Raw genomic sequence first — 24,868 nt, 5'->3', positions numbered from 1 at the left:
GCGGCGCAGCGGGCCGCGGCCAGCGAGCGCGCGGCCCCGGCCGCGGCGGCGCCGAGCGAACTGCGCGCGGTGTCGACTCCGGCTCCGCGTTACCCGCCCGAAGCCCTGCGCGCCGGCCAGTCCGGCGAAGTCCAGGTCGAGTTCACCGTCGCCACCGACGGTTCGGTCACCGCCGCGCGCGTGGTCCGTTCCAACCCGGCGCGGGTGTTCGATCGCGAGGCGGTCAATGCGGTGCGCAAGTGGCGGTTCCAGCCGGTGCCGTCGCCGGTCACCACCCGCCGCACGATCGGCTTCAACCCGGGCGGTGGTTGATCCGTCGCGTTCCGGGGCACTCCCGCAACAACGAAAAAGCCCGGCGCGAGCCGGGCTTTTTCGTGTCCGCGGCCCGGCCCGCGCGGGGCCGGAGCCGAGAGCCGGGGCTCAGCCCGACACCGCCAGCGACTCGTTGTGATAGCGGCGCACGGCCGCGTACCAGAGCAGGCCGGCGAGGGCGAAGCTGCAGCCCAGGTACACGCCCCACACCGACGGCTCGATGGTTTCGGCCCGGATCACCTTCAGCAGCAGCTGGTTCTGGGCCAGGAACGGCACCGCGAACTGCCACAGCTGGGTTTTGATCGGGTTGACCATCAGCACGAAGGTCGGCAGCAGCGGCAGCAGCATCAGCCAGGTGAAGTGGCTCTGCGCTTCCTTGACGCTCTTGGCCGTGGCCGCCAGGAAGGTCAGCAGGGCGGTGCCGAAGAAGCACATCGGGGTCAGGATCAGCAGCATCTTGCCGATCGCTGCCAGGCGCACGTCGAGCATCTGGCTCAGGCCGCGGCCCAGCTGCGCGCTGAGCTTGAACGCGAGCAAGGTCAGCAGCAGCGACAACAGGCCGAGCAGACAGGCCGCGGCGATCTTGCCGCTGACGATCGCGCCGCGCGAGGCCGGCGTGGCCAACAGCGGTTCCAGCGACTGGCGTTCGCGCTCGCCGGCGGTGGCGTCGATGATCAGGTGGGCGCCGCCGATGAACGAGGTCAGGATCAGCAGGTAAGGCAGCAGCGACGACAGCAGCAGGCCGCGCTTGGCCTCGGCGGTGGCGATGTCGCGATCGCCGACGTTGATCGACTGGGCGACGCTGGGGGCGATGCCGCGCGCCAGCAGGCGCAGCGAACCGACCTGGCGGCTATAGCCTTCCAGCGCCGCGCGCAGGCGCCGGCTGGGGATCTCGGCATCGCGGCGGGTGCTGTCCTGGACGATCTCGACCAGCGCCGGGCGGCCCTGCTTCCAGTTTTCGGCGAAATCCGCCGCCACGATCAGGGCCACGTCGTGGTCCTGGCGATGGATCGCGCCGTCGAGGTCGGCGGGCGCCGGGATCGCGACGATGTTCTGGGTGGCCAGGAACTTGATCAGGTTCGGCGCATGCTCGGCGCCGCGCACCGGCAGGCGCAGCTCCGCGTCGAGCTGGGTGCGGGCGCGGTTCTCGGCCAGCGAACCCATGCCCGCCATCAGCAGCGGGTACAGCAGCGGGCCCAGCAGCAGGGCGATGGCCAGGGTGCGGCGGTCGCGCGAGATGTCGAGCAGTTCCTTGCGGACCACCGCCCACATCGCGGAAAGGGAACGGAGATTCATGCGAGCAGTCCTTCTTCGCTGCCGATCGCCTTGACGAAGGCGTCTTCCAGGTTGGGTTCGCCGGTCAGCGCGCGCAGCTCGTCGGCGGTGCCGGCGGCCACGACCTGACCCTTGGCGACGATCACGATGCGATCGCAGAGCGCGGCCACCTCCTGCATGATGTGGCTGGAGAAGATCACGCAGCGACCTTCTTCGCGCAGGCCGCGCAGGAAACCGCGCATGGCGCGGGTGGTCATCACGTCCAGGCCGTTGGTCGGTTCGTCCAGGATCACGTTGCGCGGGTCGTGGACCAGGGCGCGGGCGATCGCGGTCTTGGTGCGCTGGCCCTGCGAGAAGCCCTCGGTCTGGCGATCGAGGATGTCGTCCATGTCCAGCGCGCGGGCCAGTGCGCGGGTGCGCTGCTCGACCACGCTGCGCGGCAGGCCGTGCAGTTCGCCGAAGTAGGCGATGTTCTCGCGCGCGGTCAGGCGCTTGTAGACGCCGCGCGCATCGGGCAGCACGCCCAGCGCGCGCCGCACCGCGGCCGGATCGCGCGCCGCGTCGACGCCGTCGACCCGCACTTCGCCGCGGTCGGGCCGCATCAGGGTGTAGAGCATGCGCAAGGTGGTGGTCTTGCCGGCGCCGTTGGGGCCGAGCAAGCCGGTGATCTGGCCGTCGCGGGCCTCGAATTCGACCCCCTGCACGGCGTGCACCGTGCCGGTCTTGGTCTTGAAGGATTTATGCAGATCGTGGGCGGTGATCATGGTCTTTCCACGGGAATCGGGATTGGGATTCGGGATTCGCAACAGCGGCAGGAAGGGGACGAATCCGGGCGTTGGCTCTGCCAATCCCGAATCCCCAATCCCCGCTGTTACGGCTCCCACCCGCTGAACGACACGAACGGCGGCACGTAGCCGAGGCTGTCCAGGCAGCGCGCGTCGAGCTGCTTGGCGTTCGCGGTTTCCAGGAACTGGCCGAGCAGCTTGGGCGTGCAGCCGATGCGCAAGGCGCCGTGGCCCTGGCCGCGCAGGATCAGATGGCGGCCGTTGCGCAGGTGCTTGACCACCTGGTCGCCGTAGCGCGGCGGTGTGACCGGATCGAGTTCGCCGGACAGCAGCAGCGCCGGCGCGTCGCTCTTGAGCGGCTCGTGGAAGTTCTTCGGCCGGGCGCCGGTCGGCCAGGCCTTGCACTGCTCGGTCAGCGAGCGGGTCAGGCTGTCGCCGAGCACGGTGTCGGCATCGGCCGGGTCGGGGCGGAACAGATCGACGTCCTCGGCGCAGCTCACCGACAGCTGCATGCCGAAGTTGATCTCGTCGCCGAGCTGGGCCTCGAGCATCTTCGACAGCGCCATCAACGGCGCGTAGCGGCCCTGGTCGGCCTCGTTGAGCACCAGCGGCAACAGCGCCGCCGCTTCCGGCGCGTAAGAGAACATCCGGGTCAGGATCGCGACGTGGCCGGCGGTGATCGGCGCGCGCTTCTGCTCGCCGGTACTGGGATCGCGGTAGTCGATCTCGACCGGCGCGGCCTGCAGCCGCGCCATCAGCTGGCGCAGCTGTTCGCGCGGATCGGCGCCGAAGCGCTGGCGGCAGGCCGGCGTCTGCTGGCACAGCTTGAATTGCAGGGCCAGCGCGGCGTCGAGGTTGCGCGCGTGCTCGCTGCCCAGCACCAGCTCGTTCGGCGCCACGCCGTCGAGCACCAGGCTGCGCACCCGCTGCGGATAGCGCATCGCGTACTGCTGGGCGACGCGGGTGCCGTAGGACACGCCGACCAGGTTGATCCGGTCCGCGCCGATCGCCGCGCGCACCGCGTCGAGGTCGGCGATCGCCTCGGTGGTGGTGAAGTAGCGCGGATCGACCGAGAGGCCCTGCACGCACTGCTTGATGGCGCGCAGCGAGGCGTCCAGGGCGGCGGCCTGGTCCTGGATCGGGTCGCCGCCGACCGCCTCCGCGCACGTCAGCGGAGCCGATTGGCCGGTGCCGCGCTGATCGATCAGGACGATATGGCGGCGCTTGCGCACCTCGCGGAATGCGGCGTCGACCATCGGCCAGGAGGTGGTCGCGGCCTGGCCCGGTCCGCCGGCAAGGAAGAACACCGGATCGGCGCTGCCGGCGCCCTCGGTGGCCGGCAGCCAGGCCAGGTTGAGGCTGAGCTTGCGGCCCTTGGGCTCGGCCGGGTTCTCCGGCACGTCATAGCGCGCGCATTGCGCGGCGAAAGTGCCGTTGGCGTACGGCGTCGACAACGTGCACGGATCGAACGCGATCCGGCCGTAACGGCGTTTGTCGCCCTCCCCGGAGCCGGTGTCGGCGCCGCGGCCGCGGTCGCCGCAGCCGCTCAATGCGGCCGCCGCGAGCAACGCGGCCAGGCCGGCGACCGCGACGGCGCGCGGTCGGTGTGACGTCAGTACTGAGTGCATGTCCGTGTCTCATCCCAAGGCGGTGCGCCTTCAAGGATGACAGACGGTCGGTCCGGGAAAAATGTGACCGGACCCGGCAGCGGCCTCGCGCCGCCGGCGGTGCGCGGGCTTACTTGGACGAGACGTACTTCTCGCGGCGGATCTGCGGCACCGGCAGGCCGTGGCCTTTGAGCGCTTCGAAGCAGGCATCGACCATGTTCGGATTGCCGCACAGGTAGGCGATGTCGCCGGCCGCATCGGGCGCGAACTCGTCGAGGAACTGTTGCACGTAGCCGCGGCGCACGTCCGCATGCGGCTGCTCCGGCAATTCGCGCGAGAAACACGGCACGAAGCGGAAGTGCTGCGGATGGCGGTCGGCGAAAGCACGGAATTCGTCGCCGTACAGCAGCTCGGCCGGGGTGCGCGCGCCGAACAGCAGCACCACCTGGATGCCGCGTTCGCGGATCAGGGTTTCCAGCTGCGGCAGCATCGAGCGGTACGGGGTCACGCCGGTGCCGGTGCCGATCAACAGATAGCGCCGGTTGCTGTCCGCGGGCATCAGGCAGAAGCGCCCGAACGGGCCGCTGGCCTGGACCTGTTCGCCGTCGCCCAGCCCTTCGAACAGCGCGGTGGCGGCGCCGCCGGGCACGAAGCTGACCGCGATCTCGACCGTTTCGCCGGCGCCCAGGGCGTGGTCGTGGAGGGTCGCTAGCGAGTAGCTGCGCTTGGTCGCGGTGCCGTCGGCGTACTGGAAATGAACCTGGATGAACTGTCCGGGGATGAAGTCCAGCGGCTCGCCGTCGTCGCGCAGGAACACGTAGTGGCCGACGGTCGGGGCCAGCATGCGGCGGGACACGAGCTTGAGGGGGAATTGCTTCATTGCAGCGCGTTTCTCGATCGTGCTCCCGCGGCGGGCGGCCGCGGGCGCAATAGGACCGGGCGCGGGGCCCGGTGCGGCGGTTGCGCGGGGCCGGGGACCGGTCCTGGGCTGCGCAACGCGGATTTTCGCAACAGTCTGTGGCCGGAGCGCCGCCACGGGGCCGCCTATACTAAGCCATTCGCCGCGAGGCCCGCGGCCCAGCGATCCGAGACCCTCCCACGATGACCCAGCCAACGGCCCCCGCCACGGGCCCCCGTCCGGTCCCGTCCGGCACCGCCGAGGTGCCCGCCCTGCGCGTGCGCGACCTGCGCAAGACCTACGACAACAAGGTGCAGGCGCTCAAGGGCGTGTCCCTGGACGTCGCCGAGGGCGACTTCTTCGCCCTGCTCGGCCCCAACGGCGCCGGCAAGTCGACCCTGATCGGCATCGTCAGCTCGCTGGTCAACCTCAGCGACGGTTCGGTGGAGATCTTCGGCACCGACCTCAATCGCCGCCGCGACCAAGCGATGCGCCTGATCGGCCTGGTGCCGCAGGAGCTGAATTTCAACATGTTCGAGAAGCCGCTCGACATCCTGGTCAACTACGCCGGGTTCTACGGCGTGCCGCGCGCCGTCGCCCTGCAGCGCGCCGAGGAAGAGCTCAAGCGCGCCCAGCTGTGGGACAAGGCCGACAAGATGAGCCGCACCCTGTCCGGCGGCATGAAGCGGCGGTTGATGATCGCCCGCGCGATGATGACCCGGCCGCGCCTGCTGATCCTCGACGAGCCCACCGCCGGCGTCGACATCGAGATCCGCCGCGGCATGTGGAAGACCTTGCGCGAGATCAACGCCGCCGGCACCACCATCATCCTGACCACGCACTACCTGGAAGAAGCCGAGAGCCTGTGCCGCAACCTGGCGATCATCGACCAGGGCCGGATCGTCGAGCAGGGGCCGATGAAGGCGCTGCTGGCCAAGCTCGACGTCGAAGGCTTCCTGCTCGACATCGACGGCCGCCTGCCGGCGACCCTGCCGGCGATCGAAGGCGCGACCCTGAGCGCCGCCGACGATCACACCCTGGACCTGGAAATGCCGCGCGCGATGGACCTCAACCGGGTCTTCGCCGCGCTCGGCGAAGCCGGCATCCGGGTGCGCTCGATGCGCACCAAGTCCAATCGCCTGGAGGAGCTGTTCGTGCGCATGATCGCCCAGCCCTCGCCGGCCGCCACCGGGAGCGCCGCATGAGCAGCCATACCGACGCCGCGCAAACGCGCGAGCTTTCGCCCGCGCGGCGCAACCTGATCGCGCTGGGCACCATCGTCCGGCGCGAAGTCGCGCGCATCCTGCGCATCTGGGGCCAGACCCTGGTGCCGCCGGCGATCACCATGACCCTGTACTTCCTGATCTTCGGCGGCCTGATCGGCTCGCGCATCGGCGACATGGGCGGTTACAGCTACATGGAGTTCATCGTCCCCGGCCTGGTGATGATGAGCGTGATCCAGAACAGCTACGGCAACATCTCCTCGAGTTTCTTCGGCGCCAAGTTCGGCCGCCACGTGGAGGAGCTGTTGGTCAGTCCGATGCCGAACTGGGTGATCCTGTGGGGCTATGTCGCCGGCGCGGTGCTGCGCGGGCTGATGGTCGGCGCGATCGTGCTGTTGATCGCGATGTGCTTCACCTCGGTCCGGGTGCCGCATCCGCTGGTGACCCTCACCACCGTGCTGCTCGGCGCGACCATCTTCTCCCTGGCCGGCTTCGTCAATGCCGTCTACGCCAAGAAGTTCGACGATGTGGCGATCGTGCCGACCTTCATCCTGACCCCGCTGACCTACCTGGGCGGCGTGTTCTACTCGGTCAAGCTGCTGCCGGCCTGGGCCGAAGCGGCGACCCACGCCAATCCGATCTTCTACATGGTCAACGCGTTCCGCTACGGCCTGCTCGGCAGCAGCGACGTGCCGCTGTGGGTGGCCTATGCGTTGATGCTCGGCTTCGTGGCCGCGCTGTCGTCGCTGGGCCTGTGGCTGCTCAAGCGCGGCGTCGGGCTGCGCAGTTGAGCCCTCGCGCCTGGCTGTTGGCCGCCGCGCTCGGCCTGGTCCCGGCGGCGGTCGCCGCCGCGACGCCGGGGCAAGAAACCGCGGCGCGCCACGCCGCCGACGGCATGCGCCTGGCTCAGGCGCGCTATTGCGGTCTGGCGCAGGAACCGCTTAGCCGGATCGCCGAGGCACTGCGCGACGCCGCCCGCCGAGAGGCACGGGCGCGCGGCGAGGGCTTCGACGAGGCCGCCTATGGCGACGCGTTCCGCCGCGGGGCGCGCGAGATGGATGCGATCTTGCAGCGTCTGCCGGCGAATCCCGAACGCGACCGCGACCAATGCCGCGAGGTCCGCGCCGAACTGGACGCGCTGCAGGCGCCGCATTGATCCGGCCTGCACCGCGCTCGGGCTACAAGGGCGGAGCCTCGTCCCGGCGCTCAACGGCGCCGGCCTGCAAGAGCGACGGCCTTTTAAGTGCCATGTTTCCGATACCGAGGACTGCCCCATGCGTTCGATTGCCCTGACCGCGGCCCTGTGCGCCGCCCTGCTGGCCGGCTGCGCCGCGCCGGAGCCAGCCAAGACCGCCGAACCCGCGGCGCCGGCTGCGAACCAGGCCGGCGACACCGGCGCGAGCGCCGTCGGCGGCGAACGGCCGCTGGGCAAGATCGGCGCCGACCAGGTCGGCAAGCTCAGCCCGGTGCCGGCGCTGAAAGGCTTCGGCGAGCACTGGAGCATCCAGATCCAGGCCACCGGCGAGATGAACCACCGGGTCGAGCTGACCTGGGGCAGCGGCAGCGAGAAGGCCAGCGGCCAGGCGCGCTACCTCGGCCAACCGGCCGATGCGCCGGCGGACCTGATCGTACTCAGCGGCGAGCTGAGCACGGTTCAGGGCGCCAAGCCGATGACGATCGAGATCGACCGCATGGAGTGCATCGACGACGGCGACGGCCGCCACCGCAACAGCATCCGGGTCAGCGTCGACGGCATGGACAAGCTGGAAGGCTGCGCCGACCTGGCGATGTACTGAGGCCGACCCCAACCCCGCGGCGCCGTAGCGGGCGCCGCCGGTTCAATCCGCCGGTGCGACGGGCCGCCCGCGCCGATGCAGTGCGCGCACCGTCAGCCACGCCAGCAGCGGAGCGGCGACGATCAGCGCCAGGGCCAGCGCGATCAGCATCGGCAACTCCAGCGCCTGCCCATACAGCGCCAACGGCACCGCCGCGGCCAACAACAGCAGCGGCGTCAGCGCCGCCGCCGCCAGCGCGCCGAGCGCACCGTGACCGGAGCGCAACGGCCACACGCCGGCGACCAGCGCCAGCACCGCGCCGACCGCGAGCGCGACCGCGCTCATGCCGCTGCGATGGCCGTCGCCGTCGAGCGCGGCGAAGCCGGCCGCGCCCTGCTGCAGCGCCAGCACCAGGCCGGCGCAGACGCCGCCGCCGACCAGGGCGCCGATCGCGCGCCGTGCCGCGCCGCTCCAGGCCACCGGCGTCGCACCGCGACCGCCGATCCACCACGCCAGCGGCCAGGCCACGGCGATCTGCGCCGCCGCCTTGAGCAGGCCGGACACCGCGAAGGCCGCTTCCAGTTCGCGCCGCTGCCCGCCGAGACGGCCGTACAGCCAGGCGTCGACGGTGGTCGACCACAGCAGGGCGACGGCGAACGCCAGCAACAGCGCGCAGATCGCAGCGCCGATCGGCCGCCGCGGCGCACCGCGGCGCTGAGTCAGCACGCAGGCGACGGCCAGTCCCAGGCCCGCCAACAGGCCGTCCTTGCACAGCCACTGCAGCAGGATCGGGGCCAGCTTGAGTTCACTGCGCACCGCCTCGGGGACGGCGAGCGCCCCGATCAACAACAACAGCGCGGAAGCGGCGAACAAGGCGGCGGCCAGCGCCAGCGGCACGAGCAGCGGCGAACGCGCCGCTGCGGTCGGAGCGAGAGACATGCGCAAATCCATGGGGTCGGGGAAGCGCCGCGCCGCCGGGCGGCGTCGCAGCGGCGCCTAGCTTAGCGACTGGGCCGGCGTCCGCAGCCGGCACGATCGCGGCGTGGGTCGCAGTCCCGCGCCCGGCAACGCTTCACGCCGGCCGGCTTGCGCCGTTTGCAGCGTTACGGCGACTGGTCGTCGCCACTCAAGAGGAGTCGTTCATGCGTATTTCGTCCGTCGTTGCCGGTGCGGTGCTGGGCCTGGCCGCGTTGCTCGCTGCGTCGCCCGCACCGGCCCAGCAGATCACCTTCCCCGCGCCGGTGTTCCGCGGCGGCAACACCGACTGGCAGGTCAAGCTGACCACCGCCCGTGACCTGTCGGTCGGCTACGAGCTGAGGGTGCCGCGAGCCAAACGGCTCAGCGGCCCGTTGCAGCAGCAGGCGACCGAGGGCCACGGCCGTTACACCCTGGTCGGCAAGATCGCGCTGAAGACCACGACCAATATCTCGGTGCAACTGGCGCCGGTGAAGCTGGGCGAGGTCTGCAAGGACAAGAAGGGCAACACCAAGGATCCGAACGGCCAACCCTTCACCTACGCGATCCAGATCTTGGACTTGGACAAGCCGGTCAAGATCGGTTCGACCGTAATACCGCTGTGGTTCGGTTGCGGCCGATTCACCGACCAGTGAGCCCGTCGCCGCAGTCCGGGCGCCCCCGATGCCGGGGCGCCGGCGCGGCCGGGTCAAGACCTTCATCCAGGCGGCTCGCGCTATAGGCGAAAGCCGCCTTTTCATTTGCCATTTCTGGCGCAATTCTTTGCCGCCCTGCAGTGAAACGACCGTTCGATCTGCCGCTATAGGCACGTGAAATCAATTAGTTACATAGGAAAACAAACAAAAAAGCCGGGCCTCTTGCGCGTGTTGTGTTTAACAATCTATTAATGCGCATCCGACCCGTCGGTCGGATGTCCATTCGGGGGAAAACTTATGGTTACGACTCAGGCCCGTCGCGCGTCCCTGCGCCGCCGCCCGCTGTTGCTCGGCATCCTCGCGGTCATCGCCGCTCCGGCGTTCGCGCAAGACCCGACGCCCGCTCCGCAAACCGCGACCACGGCCAAGCCGGAGGCCTCCGAAGGCTCGGCGCCGACCGACCTGGACCGCATGGTCGTGACCGGTTCGCGCATCCGCCGCGCCGGCTTCGACACGCTCGAGCCGGCCACCGTCGTGACCAAGGAATACATCGCCGACCGCGGCCTGACCAACGTCGCCGATGCGCTCAACGAAATTCCGGGCTTCGGCGTCGGCGTGACCCCGGAAGGCGGCCAGGCCACGTTCGGCACCGGCGTCAACTTCGTCAACCGCTTCGGCATCGGCAGCAACCGCACCCTGACCCTGGTCAACGGCCGCCGCTACGTGTCCAGCTCGCCGACCACCCTGTTCGGCCCGGCCGCGCCCGGCGTGCAGGTCGACCTCAACGCGATCCCGACCGCGATGGTCGAGCGGGTCGAGAACATCGCCATCGGCGGCGCCCCGACCTACGGTTCGGACGCCATCGCCGGCGTGGTCAACGTGATCCTGCGCAAGGACTTCGAAGGCGTCCAATTCGGCGGCAACTACGGCGTCACCGAGGAAGGCGACAACGAGCGCTACAACGTCTGGGCCCTGGTCGGCGCCAACTTCGACGACGGCCGCGGCAACGTCACCTTCTCGCTGACCTACGACAACGTGAAGGGCGTGCTGCAGCGCGAGCGCGACTACTTCCGCGAAGGTTTCTTCAACAGCACCAACCCCAACGCCACCCAGATGGCGACCTTGTTCCCGGGACGCACCCCGGCCAACGACGGCCGCTACAACCCGAACATCCCGTTCAACACCGGCGCGACCGACGGCATCCCCAACGGCGTGCTGATCCGCGACCGGCGCATCTGGACCACGCCGTTCGGCGGCCTGATCTCGCCGACCACCGGCGCGTTCCGCACCGGTTCGGGCAACCTGATCCCGAACGGCTTCGGCACCGGCAACCGCACCGTGCTGGCCTTCGACCCGAACGGCAACCTGGTGCCGTACAACCCGGGTTCGACCTTCTCCGCCACCGACGCCAGCGGCGGCGACGGCCTGAGCCTGATCGAGGCCGGCCAGATCACCTCCGACCTCAAGCGCATGTCGTTCAACACCACCGCGCGCTGGGGCCTGACCGACAACATCGACGTGTTCCTGGAAGGCTCGTTCTACTCGGCCGAGAGCACCGAGCTGGTCGACCAGTGGGCCTACAACTCGCCCCTGTTCGCCGGCGCCAGCGGCATGATCCGCTTCCCGACCACCTACGCCGGACTGACCGACCAGGCCCGCACCACTCTGCAAGGCCTGGGGGTGACCTCGTTCAATCTGTCGCGCGCTTCGCGCGACCTGGTCACCAACAACGGCAGCGCCACCACCGAGCTCGGCCGCATCGTGGTCGGCCTGGAAGGCGACTTCGAACTGGCCGATCGGGTGTTCTACTGGGAAGCGTCGGGCAACTACGGCCGCAGCGATTCGCGCGCCTACGGCACCTCGCTGGTGCAGCAGAACTTCGTCAACGCGCTGCACGTGGTGCGCAACGCCCAGGGCCAGCTGGTCTGCAACGGCGCGCCGGTGGCCGGCGTGGTGGTGCCGGGCGGCATCGCGCCGCGTCCGGACCCGAACTGCGTGCCGCTGGACCTGTTCGGCGAAGGCCGTCCCAGCGCGGCGGCGCGCAACTACGTCACCACCCGCACCGAGTCGCAGGCGCTGCAGGAGCAGAAGGTCTTCAACATCAACCTGTCGAGCACCCTGTTCGACCTGTGGAGCGGCCCGCTGCAGTACAACATCGGCTACGAATACCGCAAGGAAAGCGGCCTGTTCGATCCGGGAACCTTCCTGACCCAGGGGCTGGGGCGGTCGGTGCCGATCACCCCGCTGCAGGGCGAATACTCGACCAAGGAGTGGTTCGGCGAGTTCGTGCTGCCGTTGGTCAATCCGGAAGCCGATATCCCGCTGCTGAAGAAGCTGGACGTGGTCGGCAAGTACCGCCAGGTCGACAACAGCATCAACGGCAAGTTCGACACCTACACCTACGGCCTGCAGTGGAAGCCGTTCCAGGATCTGGAAATCCGCGGCAACTTCACCCGCTCGCTGCGCGCGCCGGCGATCACCGAGGCTTTCCTGCCGCAGGCGACCTCGTTCCAGTTCGTCACCGGCGATCCCTGCGACACCCGCTTCATCACCGGCGGCAACAACCCGGCGGTGCGCGCGCGCAACTGCCAGGCCTTCCTCAGCTACTACGGCCTGACCAGCTTCAACTCCAACGCCAACGGCGCCTCGATCCAGGGCGTGTCCGGCGGCAACCCGAACCTGCGCAACGAGTCGGCCGATTCGCACACCTACGGCTTCACCTGGGCGCCGTCGTTCCTGGAAGGCCTGACCGTCGCCGCCGACTATTACAAGATCAAGATCACCGACGTCATCAGCAACCTGACCGCGACCGAAATCGCCACCGCCTGCTTCGACGCGCCCGACTTCGACGCCTCGAACGTGCCCAACGCGAACGCGTTCTGCAGCCGCATCACCCGCAACGCCCCGGGTACCGGTCCGGCCAACGCCGGCCAGGCCACGACCTTCGTCAGCGGCTTCGTCAACGGCAAGTACCTCAACATGGAGGCCTACTCGGCCGAAGTGTCGTACCGTTTCGACACCGACCGCTTCGGCCGCTTCGCGTTCGGCGTGACCGGCTACTTCCCGAAGGAACTGACCGTCGACAACACCGGCGTCAGCCCCAACCCGGCGGTCGGCGAGATCGGCACCTCCAAGCGCCAGTACCAGTTCAGCGGCGCTTGGGAGAAGGGCAAGTTCGGCGCCAACCTGTCGGCGAACTACCTCAGCAGCGCCGAGTTCGACGTGCTCAACACGCCGGAAACCCGCGACATCCTCAAGGTCGGCGACTACTGGCTGTTCAACGGCGGCGTGCGCTACCGCTTCAACGATCGCACCATGGTGCGCCTGGCGGTCAGCAACCTGTTCGACAAGGACCCGCCGTTCCCGGCGCAGACCTCGGCGAACTTGTTCAGCACTTACGACATTCTCGGCCGTCGCTACAACCTGGCCTTCGAATGGAAGTACTGATCTGAGCCGATGCGCAGGAAAAAAAGCCCCGATCTGAGGATCGGGGCTTTTTTGTTGCGCGCGATTCGGGATTCGCGATTCGGGATCGGGGATTCGGCGACGGCAACAGCCGACTTGGGATCAGGCCGGCAGGCGAAAGAAGGCGCTGGCGGTGGCGGTGCTGTGGGCGGCGGCGACGGCGACGTCCTCGCCGCGGTCGCGGGCCAGCTCCTCGACGATGTGGGCCAGGTACATCGGTTCGTTGCGCCGATGCGAGGGCGCCGGCTTGACCGTGCGCGGCAGCAGGTAGGGCGCGTCGGTTTCGATCATCAATCGCTCGGCCGGGATGTGCTTGACCAGTTCGCGCAAGTGCAGGCCGCGGCGTTCGTCGCACAGCCAGCCGGTGATGCCGATGTGCCAGTCCTGGTCGAGGTAATCGAACAGTTCCTCGCGCGTGCCGGTGAAGCAGTGCACCACCGCCGGGCCGAGCTTGCCGTCGAAGTTCTTCATCATCGCCATGAAGTCGGCATGGGCGTCGCGCTGGTGCAGGAACAACGGCTTGCCGGTGTCGGCGGCGGTCTGCAACTGCATTTCGAACGCGCGCCGCTGCGCCGGGCGCGGCGAGAAGTCGCGGAAGTAATCCAGCCCGCATTCGCCGACCGCGACCACCTCGTCGTGGCCGAGCAGGGCGCGCATCTCGGCGTCGCATTCGGCGGTGTATTCGACGGCATGGTGCGGATGCACGCCGGCAGTGGCGAACAACTCGCCCGGATAGCGCCGGGCCAGTTCCAGCGCCTTGGGCGAATGCTCGCGACTGGCGCCGGTGATCACCATCCGCGCCACGCCAGCCTCTCGCGCGCGCTGCAGCACCGCCTCGCGGTCGTGGTCGAAGCTGTCGTGGGTGAGGTTGGCGCCGATGTCGATCAGTTGCATGGGGCGGGCACAGCGGGAACGGAGCAGCGCGCAGTGTAGAGGCTCGCCGCGTCCGACCCAACCCGGCGGCGTTGCGGCGCCGCGCGTCCGCCGGGTCCGACCGGAGCCGCACAGCGATCGCGTTCGCACCGACGACGTCCGCGCTTTCCCCGCGCCGATTCGCAGCCCACTTTCCTGCAGCCGCTTTTTCACAACCTGCGTTCCGCCGCGTTGTTGCGTAGAAGGCGCCGTCCGGCCGCCAAGGGAAACCCTCATGCGCATCGTCACCTTGCTTTTGGCCGCGATCCTGGGCTGGGCCGTTCCCGGCCATGCCGAGCAGACCGATGCAGCGGCCGCATCGGCCAAGCCCAAGTTCGATTTCTCCGCCCAGCCCTTCGATGGCGGCAACGTCGGCAAGCTGTCGTGGAACATCCAACTGCAGCGCACCGTGCCCGGTGCGGCCGAGTTCCACCTGACCAAGCCGCGCGGCGTACTGCTGGCCGCCGGCGGCCTGACGTCGACCGTGCCGGTGCTGGACCTGCCGGTGCTCGGCGTGCTCAAGGGGCGCTACGGCCTGGCCGGCACGATCACGGTCGGCATGCAGACCCGGCCGATGAGCGTGCTGATCGCGCCGAGCAAGCCGGACGAACCGTGCCAGGACGCCAAAAAGAACACCTACGCCAACGCGGTGATCGTGGTGATCGGCGACGTCAAGAACCCGACCCATTTGCTGATGGGCTGCGGCGAGTTCGAGGACTGACGCGACCGGCGCCGGCGGCCGCGCCATTCCGGGCGCCGCCGCCGGTCCGTATCCTTGCGCGGGTGAACAGTCCCGCCTTCCCGATCGATTCCCTGCTGCCGCAGATCCGCGCCAGCCTCGCCGAGCACCCGCGCCTGGTGCTGGAAGCCCCGCCCGGCGCCGGCAAGACCACCCAGGTGCCGCCGGCCCTGCTCGACGCGCCGTGGCTGGGCGGGCGCAAGATCGTGATGCTGGAACCGCGTCGGGTCGCCGCGCGCGCCGCCGCGACCTTCATGGCCCGCCAGCGCGGCGAGGCCGCCGGCGACACCGTCGGCTATCGCATCCGCTTCGAGAACAAGGTCTCCGAGCGGACCCGGATCGAGGTCGTCACCGAGGGCATCCTGACCCGGATGATCCAGGACGACCCGACCCTGGACGGGGTCGGCGCGCTGCTGTTCGACGAATTCCACGAACGCCACCTGGCCGCCGACCTCGGCCTGGCCCTGGCCCTGGACGTGCAGGCCTCGCTGCGCGACGACCTGCGCATCGTGGCGATGTCGGCCACCCTGGACGGCGAGCGGCTGGCGCAGTTCCTCGACGCGCCGCGACTGAGCAGCGCCGGCCGCAGCTATCCGGTGACGCTGGCGCACTTTCCGGCGCGGCGCGAGGAAAAACTCGAGCACCAGCTGCGGCGCGCGGTCGAACATGCGGTCGCGCAGCATCCGGGCGATGTGCTCGTGTTCCTGCCCGGCCAGCGCGAGATCGGCCGCGCCGATGCGGCGTTGGCCGGCAGCGAGGCCTTGCGCGGCATCGACGTGCTGAGCTTGCACGGCGAGTTGCCGGTCGAACAGCAGAGCCGGGTGCTGCAGGCCGATCCCGACGGCCGCCGCCGGGTGGTGCTGGCGACCAACGTCGCCGAATCCAGCGTGACCCTGCCCGGCGTGCGCGTGGTGATCGACAGCGGGCTGGCGCGCGAGCCGCGCTACGACCCCAACAGCGGCTTCTCGCGCCTGGACGTGGTCGCCATCGCCCAGGCCTCGGCCGACCAGCGCGCCGGCCGCGCCGGTCGCGTCGCCGAGGGCTGGGCGTATCGCCTGTGGCCCGAATCGCAGCGGCTGGAACCGCAGCGGCGGCCGGAAATCGCCCAGGTCGAACTGGCCGGGCTGGCTTTGGAACTGGCCGCGTGGGGCGATGCCGGGCTGCGTTTCCTCGATCCGCCGCCGGGCGGCGCGATGGCGGCGGCGCGCGAGCTGTTGCTGCGGCTCGGCGCGCTGGAAGGCGCCGGCAAAGCGGCGACCATCACCGCCTTCGGCCGGCGCATGCTCGCGCTGGGCACCCATCCGCGCCTGGCGGCGATGCTGCTGGCGCCCAACGATCCGCACGAACGCGCCCTGGCCTGCGATCTGGCGGCCTTGGTCGAAGCGCGCGATCCCTTGCGCGGCGGCGGCGATGCGCTGGCCGCGCGCTGGCAGGCTCTGGCCGCGTTCCGCGCCGGCCGCGCCCCGGCCGAGGCCGCGCGTTCGGCCTTGGCGGCGCTGGACCAGGCGGCCCGGCAATGGCGCCGGCGCCTGCGCGTCGACGCCGCGCCGCCGGCGTCGGTGCCGGCGCACGCATTGGGCGATCTGCTGCTGCATGCGTTTCCGGACCGGATCGCGCGCCAGCACCCCGGCGACCCGTATCGCTACCAGCTCGCCAACGGCCGCAGCGCGCGTCTGTTCGACGACAGCGCGGTGTACGGCGAACCCTGGCTGGTCGTCGCCGAACTGCGCGACGACCCGCGCGACGCGCGCATCCTGCGCGCCGCGCCGCTGGACGAGGCGCGGCTGGAGCGCGAGTTCCCGCAGCGCTTCGTCAGCGAAGACCGGGTGGTCTGGGACGCCGCCGCGCGCGGCATCGCCGCGGTACGCGAGCGTCGTTACGACCGCATCGTGCTCGACAGCCGGCCGCTGGCGCGGCCGGACCCGGCGCGCTATGCCGATGCCTTGGTCGATGCGGTGCGCCAGCTCGGCCTGTCGGCCTTGCCGTGGACCGAATCGTTGCAGCAGTGGCGCGCGCGCATGCGCTGCGTGCGCGCGTGGATGCCCGAGCTGGCCGATGGCGAGGCCGCTCTGCCCGACCTGTCCGATGCGGCCCTGCTCGACGGCCTGGAGCATTGGCTGAAGCCGGCCTTGAGCGGCAAGACTCGGCTCGATGCGCTCGACGAGGCCGGCTTCGGCGAAGCCCTGCGCTCGCTGGCCGACTGGACGTGGCGGCAGCGGCTGGAGGCTTTGGCGCCGACCCGGATCGTGGTGCCCTCGGGGATGGAACGGCGGATCGAATACGCCTACGACGACGAGGCCGACAACGGTCGCGGCGATGGCGGCCGCGGCGCGCCGCAGCCGCCGGTGCTGGCGGTCAAACTGCAGGAATTGTTCGGCCTGGCCGACACGCCGCGCATCGCCGACGGCCGCGTGCCGCTGACCCTGCACCTGCTGTCGCCGGCCGGGCGTCCGCTGCAGGTCACCCAGGACCTGCGCGGCTTCTGGGAGCGCACCTATCCGGAAGTGAAAAAAGAAATGAAGGGCCGCTATCCCAAGCACCCCTGGCCCGACGATCCCTGGACCGCGACCGCGACCCATCGCGCCAAGCCGCGCGGCACCTGAGCGCTGCGCGGCGCGCGCCGCCGCGCTCGTCCGCTCGTCCGGCTGTCGCGCGCCGTGGGCGGTCCGTATCATCCGGCGTGGTTGTGCGCAGCGGCAGATCTGGCCGCCGTTTCGTGCCGCTCGCGGCGTCGCCGGCATTCAGCCGCGAGCCGGACCGGCGCGCGTGCGATCACAGAATTTCAACGGCAACGCGCCGACACTGAAGCCCTTTCCCTCATCACAGGATTGCAACGATGAGCAAATTCGAATCCCTGCCCGACCGTGCCATGGAACTGGTTCACGCGCTCAGCGCCAACCTCAAGGACGCGGCGCCGAAGGCGGGCCAATGGCTGGAAACCGGCGCCAAGCTCGGCGCGCTCAAGGCCGGCGCGCGCACCGCCGGCGGCTTCGTGCGTCGCAACCCGGTGATCGCGGTGGCCGCGGTCGCCGGCGCCGGTTTGCTGTGGTACGCCGCCGCGCGGCGCAAGGCGCGCAAGCAGGCCGAAGGCGATCCGATCGAAGGCAGCGCGCGCCGCATCGACGCGCGCCGCGCCGAGTCCGGCAGCGGTCGTCGCCGCAGCAGCGCGCAGCGCAACGGCAACGGCAACGGCGAAGAGTCGGCCGAATAAGCCCGGCGGTAGCGCGATCGCTGCATCGCCGATCCGACATCGGCTCTGCGGGCCGCAGGCCGGTCGATCCCCGTCGCTCCGTCGCCCTCGTCGGGTGGAGCGCGGGGCTCCCGGCCTGCGGTCGTGGCAGGCCGGGCGGCCGGCTACTTCGCCGCTTCCGGCAACTCGATGATGAAGCGCGAGCCGCCGTTGCGGCGCTCTTCGTACCACAGCTGGCCGCCGGCATTGACCACGATCTGCTTGGCCAGCGACAGGCCCAGGCCGCTGGACAGGCCGTCGTCGACGGCGTCGTCGTGCAGGCGCACGAAAGGCTTGAACAGTTCGCGCTGGCGCGCCACCGGAATGCCCGGGCCGCGGTCGGCGACGATCAGCTGCCAGAAACCGGGCGCGCTGTTGCGCGCGGCCAGCAGCAGCTCGCTGTTGGGCGCGTACTTCATCGCGTTGGTGACCAGGTTCTCGCTGACCTGGCGCAGCACCCGCGCGTCCATCGCCACTAGCGCGGCGCCGTTCGCCGGCGGCGGCACCACCTGGATGCGGATGCCGCGCGCGTCGAGCTGCATCTCATAGCGCCGCACCAGCCACTCCAGGGTCTCGCCGAGGTCGGCGCGGCCTTGCGCGCCGACCGAGTCGCGGGGCCCGGCCTGGCTTTCCAGGTAATGGCGGATGTAGCCCAGCGCGTCGTCGGCGCTCTCGTGGATCATCTGCAGATAGCGCGGCACGCGCTCGGGCTTGCAGCCGTCGTGCAACAGCAGGTCGCTGGCGAACAGCACGCTGGTCAGCGGGTTCTTGAGATCGTGCGCGACCAGGTTGACCAGTTCCTCGCGCTCGCGCGCGACCCGTTCCAGGCGGTCGCGGGTCAGCTTCAGGCCGACGTGGGCGTTGACCCGCGCCAGCAGTTCCTCGGGCAAGAAGGGCTTGGTGACGTAATCGACCACGCCGGCATCGAAGGCGCGCAGCAACAGATCGCGGTCGTGCGCGGCCGTCACGAACACCACCGGCACGCGCAGCGGCGAATCGGCGCGCAGCGCGGCCATGACTTCGAAACCGTCCATGCCCGGCATCATCACGTCGAGCAGGATCAGGTCCGGCGGCTGCTCGGCGTACAGGCGCAGCGCCTCGTCGCCGGTGGCGGCCGACACCACTTCGTAGCCCTGGCGCGAAAGCAGCGCGGTGACTACGCGCAGGTTCGCGGCTTGGTCGTCCACGACGAGGATCCGGCCTGTGGATGTCGCGGGAGTACTCATTGCGTCCAGTAGATCCCCAGAGGCGGGTTTTTCACGCGGAATTCGCATAAATGAACCCGCATGAGCGTTCCGAAAGTTAACAGAAACCCACTGCCAAAGGCGGGCGGGCGAAGGAAAAAAATGAATCGTTCACTGCCGCGGCGCAGGCCGATCGCCGCATCCGGCACGCTGCGTTTGCGACGCGGGTATCGCAGCGGCTTTTGCGGCGGCGCATCATGAGCGTTCCCCGATTAAGGAATCCGCAATGAGCCTTCGCCCGCTCGGCCGTTCGCCCCTGGCCGTGGCCCCGATCGCGTTCGGCGGCAACGTATTCGGCTGGAGCGCGGACGCTGCGACCAGCTTCGCCCTGCTCGACGCATTCAGCGACGCCGGCTTCAACCTGGTCGACACCGCCGACATGTATTCCTCCTGGGCCCCGGGCAACGCCGGCGGCGAATCGGAAAGCCTGATCGGGCGCTGGCTGGCGCAGGGCGGCGGCCGTCGCGAGCGGATCGTGATCGCGACCAAAGTGGGCAAATGGGGCCCGCGGCGCGGTCTGGCGCCGGCCAACATCCAGGCCGCGGCCGAGGAGTCCCTGCGTCGTCTCGGGGTGGAGACCATCGATCTCTACCAGGCCCACGAGGACGATCCTTCCGTGCCGCTGGAAGACAGCCTCGGTGCGTTCGCGCGCCTGATCGAGCAAGGCAAGGTGCGCGCGATCGGCGCCTCCAACTACAGCGCGGCGCGCCTGGCGCAGGCCCTGGACCTGGCCGAGCGCCACGGCCTGCCGCGCTACGAGACCCTGCAGCCGGACTACAACCTGGCCGACCGCACCGGCTACGAGGCCGAACTGGAACCGCTGGTGCGCGAACGCGGGCTCGGCGTGCTCAATTACTACGCCCTGGCCGGCGGCTTCCTGACCGGCAAATACCGCAGCCGCGCCGACCTGGACAAGAGCCGGGTCCGCGCCGGCAAGGTCGAGCGCTATCTCGACGCGCGCGGCCTGCGCATCCTCGATGCGCTCGATCGGGTGGCGGCCGGCCATGCCGCGACCCCGGCCCAAGTCGCCCTGGCCTGGCTGCTGGCGCGGCCGTCGGTCAGCGCGCCGATCGCCAGCGCGACCAGCGTCGCCCAGTTGCGGGAGCTGCTCGCCGCGGCGCGGCTGCGCCTGAGCGCCGAGGAGATCGCCGCGCTGGATGCGGCGAGCGCGCCGGCATGAGCGCATCGGCGTCTCCGCTGGCCGAGTCGGGCGTCATCGCCGCGACCCGCGCGCGCCGGATCGGCATCGCCCTGGCCGCGACCGGCGCGGTGCTGTTCTCGGCCAAGGCGATCCTGGCCAAGCTGCAGTACCGCTACGGGGTCGACTCGCTCGACGTGCTGGCCCTGCGCATGGGCCTGTCGTTGCCGCTGTTCCTGGTCCTGGGCCTGCGCGAAACCCGCCGCGCCAAGGCCCGCGGCGCCTTGCCGACCCGGCGCGACCTCGGCCTGATCGCGGTGCTCGGCGTGCTCGGCTATTACTTGTCGAGCCTGCTGGATTTCTGGGGCCTGGAATACGTCCCGGTCTCGCTGGAGCGGCTGATCCTGTTCCTCAACCCCACCATCGTGCTGCTGATCGGCTTGTTCGCTTACGGCCGCCAGGTCGCCGCGCGCGAGTGGATCGCGCTGGCGGTCTGCTACGCCGGGGTGATCCTGGTGATGGTCGAAAACCTGCGCGTGGAAGGCGACCATGTGCTGCTCGGCAGCGCGCTGGTGCTCGGCGCCGCGGTCAGCTACGCGCTGTACCTGGCGATGTCGGGCGAACTGGTGAAGCGGCTGGGTTCGCTGCAGCTGGTGGCCTGCGCCATGGTGGTGTCGACCGCGGCGACCCTGATCCATTACCTGATCGCGCGCGACGCCGCGGCGCTGTTCGGCCTGCCCTGGCAGGTCTATGCCTTCGCCGCCGCCAACGCGCTGTTCTGCACCTTCCTGCCGGTGACCTTCACCATGGCCGCGGTGAGCCGGCTCGGCGCCGGCAGCGCGGCGCAGTTCTCGGTGATCGGGCCGGTGTCGCTGGTGTTCCTCGGCGCCTGGGTGCTCGGCGAACGCATCACCGCGATCCAGCTGATCGGCACTGCGGTGGTGCTGGGCGGGGTGGTGCTGGTCTCGCGGCCGGGCGCCAACTCGGTGCCGATCGAGCGCAAGTGAGCCGCGGCGGCGCATGCCCGCCGCGCCGCGGGCATACTGCCCCGCCGCTCCGACCGCCACGCACAGGCAACGGATTCTGCTGCTGATCGCCCTCGCCGCCGCCGGCGGTTTCGTCTACCTGCAGTGGTTCGCCGCGCCGTCGCGCGGCGATTACCGCATCGCCGAGATCGAACGGCGGCCGATCCCGAAGACGGTCCTGATCGAGCTGTGGCGCGACACCGCACTGGGGCAGCGCGCGCGCGCGCAAGATCGCTACCGTCTCGCGCCGGATGCCTGCCGCGGCATCGTCCGCGAGCGTCATGCGGCCTGCGCCGCCAGCGCTTCCGCCGGCGCGCCCGAGCTCATCGCCGGCAAGCAGGCCTCGCGCCGGATCGCCCGGCCGTACCTGGCTTGCGTGTTGCCGCATCCGCATTGCCGCGGGGTCGAGGTGCGCACCGAGGAACAAGCGCGGCAGCACTGCCGCGACTGAGCCGGCGCGGCGAAGGCGCGGCCGGCGAAAGCGCTGCGGGGGGCGGAACGCTCAGCAGGCCCGCCACTGTCCCGGCGCGAGCCCGTCCAGGCGCTGGCCGCCGACCGCCACCCGCACCAGGCGCAGGGTCGGCAGGCCGACCGCGGCGGTCATCCGTCGCACCTGGCGATTGCGGCCTTCGCGCAGGGTGATCGCCAGCCAGGCGTCGGGCACGGTCTTGCGGAACCGCACCGGCGGATCGCGCGGCCACAGCGCCGGCGGGTCCAGGCGTTCGACCTGCGCCGGCAGGGTGCGGCCGTCGTTGAGCTCGACGCCGCGGCGCAGCGCCTGCAGTCGTTCCTCGCTCGGGTCGCCTTCGACCTGAACCCAATAGACCTTGGGCTGCTTGTGGCGCGGGTCGGTGAGCCGATGCGCCAGGCCGCCGTCGTCGGTCAGCAGCAGCAGGCCTTCGCTGTCGTGGTCCAGGCGTCCGGCGGCGTACACGCCGGGCGGCAGGCCGAAGCCGGCCAGGGTCGGCCGCGGCGGTTGGCTGCGGTCGGTGAACTGGCACAGCACGCCATAGGGCTTGTTGAACGCGATCAGCACGGGCGAAACCTGGACATCGCGCCGGCGGCGATGCGCACCGCCGCCGGCGTGGGGATCAGCGCGGCTTGCGGAAGCGCAGGGTCATGCGGTCGCTTTCGCCGATCGCCTGATACTTGGCGTCGTCGGCCGCGTCGTGGCGGTTCACCGGCGGCAGCGTCCACACGCCGTTGGGGTGATCCTTGGTGTCGCGCGGGTTGGCGTTGACCTCGCTCTTGGCCTCGAGCTTGAAGCCGGCCGCTTCGGCCAAGGCGATGACCTGGGCCTGGCCGACGTAGCCGCTCTTGTCGTCGGCCGGCACGTCGCCCTGGGCGCGGTGTTCGACCACGCCCAGCGTGCCGCCCGGCTTCAGCACTTCGAAGAAGCCCTGGAACATCACTTCGGCCTGGCCGGCGCTGCGCCAGTTGTGCACGTTGCGGAAGGTCAGCACCGCGTCGGCCGACGCGGGCGCGCCGAACGCCGGTTTATAGCTGTCGTAGGCGGCGAACACGGCCTTGTCGTACTGCGCCGGGCCGGCGGCGAACTTGGCTTCCAGGTTCTTCTTGGCGTTGGCGTAGTACTTGCGCGAATCGGCGCTGGATTGGGTGTCCGGGTCGACGATCGCGGCGACGTAGCGGCCGCGTTCGCGCAGATAGGGCGCGAGGATTTCCGAGTACCAGCCGCCGCCCGGAGTGATCTCGATCACGGTCTGGTCGGGGCGGATGCCGAAGAACTGCAGCGTTTCCAGCGGATGGCGCGCGCCGTCGCGGGCGACGTTCTTCGGGTCGCGCCAGCTGCCGGCGATGGCGGCCTTCAGCGCGGCGTTGGCGGCCGGTTCGGCGGCGGCCGTCGCCTTGGGGGAGGCGGCGTCGGCCTTGGCCGGCTTCTGGGCGTGGGCGATCAGGCTCAGGCCGGGCAGCAGCGCGGCCAACAGCCACAGGCGGGCGGGGCGGTTACGTTCCATGCAACGGACTCCGGGGCAACGGGAAAGGGCGCCAGCCTACCGCAAGCCCTTCGCCGCCGGGTACCGCAGTGCGGCAAACCTGGCGGCAACGCGTCGCCAACGCAGCGCTCGGCGCGGCGAACCCGAGGCCGCGCTCAGCGGCGCTTGCGCGCGGCCTTGGCCGGGGCGATCGCGAGCGTGCCGGGGTCGGCGGCGCCGCGCTGGGCGAGATCGGAATCCATCGCCGCAACGTAATCGCGCGCCTGCTCGTGCAGCCAACTGCGGAAAGCTTCCAGGCCGGCGTGGTCGACCGAACGCTCCGGATACACCAGGTAATGGCCCCAATCGATCTTGAGCCGGCCCTGGCTGAGCGGAATCAGCTGGCCGTTCTGGATCAGCAGGCGGGTGCGCGCCAAGCGGCCCAGGGCCACGCCCAGCCCTTCGACCGCGGCGCGGTGCATGGTCTCGGAATCGTCGAAATGGGCGACGAAGCGGTTCGGGCGTTTGCCGCCGTAGCGGTCGAACCAGTCCTGCCAGTAAGTCGACAGATCGCCGAGCAGCGGCCAGCGGTGCAGGTCTTCCTGCGCCGGCAGGCCGCCCATGCGTTCGACCAGGGCCGGGCTGGCCACCGGCACCAGGGTTTCGTCGAACAGGTGCTCGATCACCAAGCCCGGCCAGCGCCCGTAGCCGCCGCGCATGGCCGCGTCGATGCCGGGTTCGCGGTCGAAATCGACCAGGGCCGAGGTCGAAAACAGATTCAGTTCCAACTGCGGGTGGCGGGCGACGAAGCCGCCCAACCGCGGCACCAGCCAGGACGAGGCCATCGAGGCCATCAGGCTCAGGGTCAGCACGTCGTTGCGGCGCGGACTGTAAGGGCGCAACGCATGGTCCAGCGCGTCCAGATGCGGCGCCACCACCGACAGCAGCCGGTCGCCGTCCGGGGTCAACCGCACCCCGCGCGGGCCGCGCTCGAACAGGCGCCGGCCGAGCCGGTCTTCGAGGGTGCGGATCTGATGGCTCAGCGCGCTGACCGTGAGGTTCATGGTCTCGGCGGCACGGGTCAGGTTGCCGAGCCGGGCGGCGGTGGCGAAGCCCAGCAGGGCGTGCAGCGGGGGGCGGTTCATCTTGAGCACCCTTCAAGTCTGGCTTGCAAACGGCGCGCTTTTTCGCCGCACCGGGCGAGCGTACCTTGCGAATCACTCAATTGGCCAGTGCGCGACGGGGTGTCGCGATGGCCCTGGACCGGGAGTCCGATCATGAACGTCTACAAGAACCTGATGTTCCTGCATGGCCATTTCGTCGACCCGCGCGATGCCGACGACGAGGCGGTCGTCGCCGAGGCCGCCGTGGCGGCGCCGGCGGCACGCACGCCGGCCAAGCCGGCCCCGCGCTGGTGGTCGGCGTTCGCCCGCACTCCGGAAAGCGCGCAGCGCGCCGACGGCTGCGGCGATGCGCATGGGTGTGCGTGAGGCGGTTCGAGGAGCGAGCGCGATTCCCTTCTCTATCCCCATTTCAGAAGGGGAATCGGCGAAAGCTTGCGCGATCGCGACGGCTGCGCTTGCCGCTCTCCTGCGCTTGGTTCGCAACGTCCTGGGGCGCGATCGGGCGAGCCGGCTCGCGCCCTTTGCAAAGCGGGCCGGTGCCCGGCATAGGCACGCCGTCGCACCGTCGCAAGC

The 24,868-nt window shown here is 70.3% G+C and carries 24 protein-coding genes; 14 read left to right on the top strand and 10 right to left on the bottom strand.

Annotation, left to right across the window (positions count from 1 at the left end; genetic code table 11):
* Positions 1-312 (top strand): energy transducer TonB (locus tag TX83_RS11410; RefSeq protein ID WP_141233485.1); only part of this gene is annotated, 312 nt, incomplete at its 5' end.
* A 108-nt stretch (positions 313-420) separates the two neighbouring features.
* Here the strand turns inward: TX83_RS11410 and TX83_RS11405 are convergent.
* The 4 genes from TX83_RS11405 to TX83_RS11390 form a co-directional block, all read right to left on the bottom strand.
* Positions 421-1,608, bottom strand: coding sequence for an ABC transporter permease (locus TX83_RS11405; RefSeq protein ID WP_064748071.1), 1,188 nt, complete (start codon positions 1,606-1,608; stop codon positions 421-423).
* Positions 1,605-2,351, bottom strand: coding sequence for an ATP-binding cassette domain-containing protein (locus TX83_RS11400; protein WP_064748070.1), 747 nt, complete (start codon positions 2,349-2,351; stop codon positions 1,605-1,607). The genes TX83_RS11405 and TX83_RS11400 overlap by 4 nt, the downstream gene beginning before the upstream one ends.
* A 107-nt stretch (positions 2,352-2,458) precedes the next feature.
* Positions 2,459-4,000, bottom strand: a complete 1,542-nt coding sequence (locus TX83_RS11395; RefSeq protein WP_075575121.1) for an alpha/beta hydrolase — start codon at positions 3,998-4,000, stop codon at positions 2,459-2,461.
* Positions 4,001-4,109: 109 nt separating this feature from the next.
* Positions 4,110-4,859, bottom strand: a complete 750-nt coding sequence (locus TX83_RS11390) for a ferredoxin--NADP reductase (RefSeq protein ID WP_064748069.1) — start codon at positions 4,857-4,859, stop codon at positions 4,110-4,112.
* 296 nt (positions 4,860-5,155) lie between these two features.
* Here TX83_RS11390 and TX83_RS11385 point away from each other — a divergent pair, with 296 nt between their 5' ends.
* From TX83_RS11385 to TX83_RS11370, 4 genes are all read left to right on the top strand, one after another.
* Positions 5,156-6,082 (top strand): ABC transporter ATP-binding protein, encoded by a 927-nt coding sequence (locus tag TX83_RS11385; protein WP_064748073.1) that lies wholly within the window; start codon positions 5,156-5,158, stop codon positions 6,080-6,082.
* Positions 6,079-6,891, top strand: a complete 813-nt coding sequence (locus tag TX83_RS11380; RefSeq protein WP_064748068.1) for an ABC transporter permease — start codon at positions 6,079-6,081, stop codon at positions 6,889-6,891. Before TX83_RS11385 ends, TX83_RS11380 begins: the two co-directional genes overlap by 4 nt.
* Positions 6,888-7,256 carry a hypothetical protein gene (locus TX83_RS11375; RefSeq protein ID WP_064748067.1) on the top strand — a complete coding sequence of 123 codons (369 nt, stop codon included), beginning with the start codon at positions 6,888-6,890 and terminating at the stop codon, positions 7,254-7,256. The genes TX83_RS11380 and TX83_RS11375 overlap by 4 nt, the downstream gene beginning before the upstream one ends.
* Before the next feature lie 118 nt (positions 7,257-7,374).
* Positions 7,375-7,896, top strand: a complete 522-nt coding sequence (locus TX83_RS11370; RefSeq protein ID WP_064748066.1) for a hypothetical protein — start codon at positions 7,375-7,377, stop codon at positions 7,894-7,896.
* Positions 7,897-7,938: 42 nt separating this feature from the next.
* Here the strand turns inward: TX83_RS11370 and TX83_RS11365 are convergent, their stop codons facing one another.
* Positions 7,939-8,814 (bottom strand): hypothetical protein, encoded by an 876-nt coding sequence (locus TX83_RS11365; protein ID WP_141233484.1) that lies wholly within the window; start codon positions 8,812-8,814, stop codon positions 7,939-7,941.
* A gap of 203 nt (positions 8,815-9,017) precedes the next feature.
* On the opposite strand from TX83_RS11365, the gene TX83_RS11360 reads away from it, so the two are divergent.
* Both TX83_RS11360 and TX83_RS11355 read left to right on the top strand, forming a co-directional pair.
* Positions 9,018-9,485: a hypothetical protein gene (locus TX83_RS11360; RefSeq protein ID WP_141233483.1), complete on the top strand. Its 468-nt coding sequence runs from the start codon at positions 9,018-9,020 to the stop codon at positions 9,483-9,485.
* 297 nt (positions 9,486-9,782) lie between these two features.
* Positions 9,783-12,932: a TonB-dependent receptor domain-containing protein gene (locus TX83_RS11355; RefSeq protein WP_064748063.1), complete on the top strand. Its 3,150-nt coding sequence runs from the start codon at positions 9,783-9,785 to the stop codon at positions 12,930-12,932.
* Positions 12,933-13,052: 120 nt separating this feature from the next.
* On the opposite strand, the gene TX83_RS11350 is transcribed toward TX83_RS11355, so the two are convergent.
* Positions 13,053-13,844: a TatD family hydrolase gene (locus tag TX83_RS11350; RefSeq protein WP_064748062.1), complete on the bottom strand. Its 792-nt coding sequence runs from the start codon at positions 13,842-13,844 to the stop codon at positions 13,053-13,055.
* Positions 13,845-14,097: 253 nt separating this feature from the next.
* Here TX83_RS11350 and TX83_RS11345 point away from each other — a divergent pair, with 253 nt between their 5' ends.
* The 3 genes from TX83_RS11345 (at position 14,098) to TX83_RS11335 (ending at position 17,812) form a co-directional block, all read left to right on the top strand.
* Positions 14,098-14,583: a hypothetical protein gene (locus TX83_RS11345; protein ID WP_064748061.1), complete on the top strand. Its 486-nt coding sequence runs from the start codon at positions 14,098-14,100 to the stop codon at positions 14,581-14,583.
* Between the two features lie 62 nt (positions 14,584-14,645).
* Complete coding sequence (gene hrpB / locus TX83_RS11340) at positions 14,646-17,204, top strand: ATP-dependent helicase HrpB (protein ID WP_064748060.1); 2,559 nt, start codon at positions 14,646-14,648, stop codon at positions 17,202-17,204.
* 233 nt (positions 17,205-17,437) lie between these two features.
* A complete protein-coding gene (locus tag TX83_RS11335) occupies positions 17,438-17,812 on the top strand; it encodes a hypothetical protein (protein ID WP_064748059.1) in 375 nt (124 codons plus the stop codon).
* A gap of 143 nt (positions 17,813-17,955) precedes the next feature.
* Here the strand turns inward: TX83_RS11335 and TX83_RS11330 are convergent, their stop codons facing one another.
* The gene (locus tag TX83_RS11330; protein WP_064748058.1) at positions 17,956-19,017 is read right to left on the bottom strand and encodes a hybrid sensor histidine kinase/response regulator; all 1,062 of its coding nucleotides are present in this window, start codon (positions 19,015-19,017) and stop codon (positions 17,956-17,958) included.
* A 283-nt stretch (positions 19,018-19,300) separates the two neighbouring features.
* Between TX83_RS11330 and TX83_RS11325 the strand changes: the two genes are divergently transcribed.
* The 3 genes from TX83_RS11325 to TX83_RS11315 are packed head-to-tail and all read left to right on the top strand — an operon-like array spanning position 19,301 to position 21,688.
* Complete coding sequence (locus TX83_RS11325) at positions 19,301-20,254, top strand: aldo/keto reductase (RefSeq protein ID WP_064748057.1); 954 nt, start codon at positions 19,301-19,303, stop codon at positions 20,252-20,254.
* Positions 20,251-21,219, top strand: a complete 969-nt coding sequence (locus tag TX83_RS11320) for a DMT family transporter (RefSeq protein ID WP_079248186.1) — start codon at positions 20,251-20,253, stop codon at positions 21,217-21,219. Before TX83_RS11325 ends, TX83_RS11320 begins: the two co-directional genes overlap by 4 nt.
* A gap of 13 nt (positions 21,220-21,232) precedes the next feature.
* Positions 21,233-21,688 carry a hypothetical protein gene (locus TX83_RS11315; protein ID WP_064748056.1) on the top strand — a complete coding sequence of 152 codons (456 nt, stop codon included), beginning with the start codon at positions 21,233-21,235 and terminating at the stop codon, positions 21,686-21,688.
* Between the two features lie 51 nt (positions 21,689-21,739).
* On the opposite strand, the gene TX83_RS11310 is transcribed toward TX83_RS11315, so the two are convergent.
* The 3 genes from TX83_RS11310 to TX83_RS11300 form a co-directional block, all read right to left on the bottom strand.
* Positions 21,740-22,273, bottom strand: coding sequence for a pseudouridine synthase (locus TX83_RS11310; RefSeq protein WP_064748055.1), 534 nt, complete (start codon positions 22,271-22,273; stop codon positions 21,740-21,742).
* A gap of 55 nt (positions 22,274-22,328) precedes the next feature.
* Positions 22,329-23,213 (bottom strand): class I SAM-dependent methyltransferase, encoded by an 885-nt coding sequence (locus TX83_RS11305; protein WP_064748054.1) that lies wholly within the window; start codon positions 23,211-23,213, stop codon positions 22,329-22,331.
* Between the two features lie 134 nt (positions 23,214-23,347).
* Complete coding sequence (locus TX83_RS11300) at positions 23,348-24,316, bottom strand: LysR substrate-binding domain-containing protein (protein WP_064748053.1); 969 nt, start codon at positions 24,314-24,316, stop codon at positions 23,348-23,350.
* Positions 24,317-24,448: 132 nt separating this feature from the next.
* Between TX83_RS11300 and TX83_RS11295 the strand changes: the two genes are divergently transcribed.
* Positions 24,449-24,661, top strand: coding sequence for a hypothetical protein (locus TX83_RS11295; RefSeq protein ID WP_064748052.1), 213 nt, complete (start codon positions 24,449-24,451; stop codon positions 24,659-24,661).
* The last annotated feature ends 207 nt before the right edge of the window (positions 24,662-24,868 follow it).

The organism is Lysobacter antibioticus HS124 (assembly GCF_000336385.2).
GTDB lineage: Bacteria > Pseudomonadota > Gammaproteobacteria > Xanthomonadales > Xanthomonadaceae > Lysobacter > Lysobacter firmicutimachus.
Note: the sequence above shows the minus strand (reverse complement) of the source record. Positions and strands in the feature narration are given on the sequence as shown.

Excerpts from the sequence above, each read along its gene's own strand:
- TX83_RS11295 (WP_064748052.1), top strand. The coding sequence starts at position 24,449 with ATGAACGTCTACAAGAACCTGATGTTCCTGCATGGCCATTTCGTCGAC.
- TX83_RS11320 (WP_079248186.1), top strand. The coding sequence starts at position 20,251 with ATGAGCGCATCGGCGTCTCCGCTGGCCGAGTCGGGCGTCATCGCCGCG.
- TX83_RS11350 (WP_064748062.1), bottom strand. The coding sequence starts at position 13,844 with ATGCAACTGATCGACATCGGCGCCAACCTCACCCACGACAGCTTCGAC.
- TX83_RS11380 (WP_064748068.1), top strand. The coding sequence starts at position 6,079 with ATGAGCAGCCATACCGACGCCGCGCAAACGCGCGAGCTTTCGCCCGCG.
- TX83_RS11345 (WP_064748061.1), top strand. The coding sequence starts at position 14,098 with ATGCGCATCGTCACCTTGCTTTTGGCCGCGATCCTGGGCTGGGCCGTT.
- TX83_RS11365 (WP_141233484.1), bottom strand. The coding sequence starts at position 8,814 with ATGTCTCTCGCTCCGACCGCAGCGGCGCGTTCGCCGCTGCTCGTGCCG.
- TX83_RS11335 (WP_064748059.1), top strand. The coding sequence starts at position 17,438 with ATGAGCAAATTCGAATCCCTGCCCGACCGTGCCATGGAACTGGTTCAC.
- TX83_RS11390 (WP_064748069.1), bottom strand. The coding sequence starts at position 4,859 with ATGAAGCAATTCCCCCTCAAGCTCGTGTCCCGCCGCATGCTGGCCCCG.
- TX83_RS11325 (WP_064748057.1), top strand. The coding sequence starts at position 19,301 with ATGAGCCTTCGCCCGCTCGGCCGTTCGCCCCTGGCCGTGGCCCCGATC.
- TX83_RS11305 (WP_064748054.1), bottom strand. The coding sequence starts at position 23,213 with ATGGAACGTAACCGCCCCGCCCGCCTGTGGCTGTTGGCCGCGCTGCTG.
- TX83_RS11315 (WP_064748056.1), top strand. The coding sequence starts at position 21,233 with ATGCCCGCCGCGCCGCGGGCATACTGCCCCGCCGCTCCGACCGCCACG.
- TX83_RS11355 (WP_064748063.1), top strand. The coding sequence starts at position 9,783 with ATGGTTACGACTCAGGCCCGTCGCGCGTCCCTGCGCCGCCGCCCGCTG.
- TX83_RS11360 (WP_141233483.1), top strand. The coding sequence starts at position 9,018 with ATGCGTATTTCGTCCGTCGTTGCCGGTGCGGTGCTGGGCCTGGCCGCG.
- TX83_RS11405 (WP_064748071.1), bottom strand. The coding sequence starts at position 1,608 with ATGAATCTCCGTTCCCTTTCCGCGATGTGGGCGGTGGTCCGCAAGGAA.
- TX83_RS11370 (WP_064748066.1), top strand. The coding sequence starts at position 7,375 with ATGCGTTCGATTGCCCTGACCGCGGCCCTGTGCGCCGCCCTGCTGGCC.
- TX83_RS11395 (WP_075575121.1), bottom strand. The coding sequence starts at position 4,000 with ATGCACTCAGTACTGACGTCACACCGACCGCGCGCCGTCGCGGTCGCC.
- TX83_RS11400 (WP_064748070.1), bottom strand. The coding sequence starts at position 2,351 with ATGATCACCGCCCACGATCTGCATAAATCCTTCAAGACCAAGACCGGC.
- TX83_RS11300 (WP_064748053.1), bottom strand. The coding sequence starts at position 24,316 with ATGAACCGCCCCCCGCTGCACGCCCTGCTGGGCTTCGCCACCGCCGCC.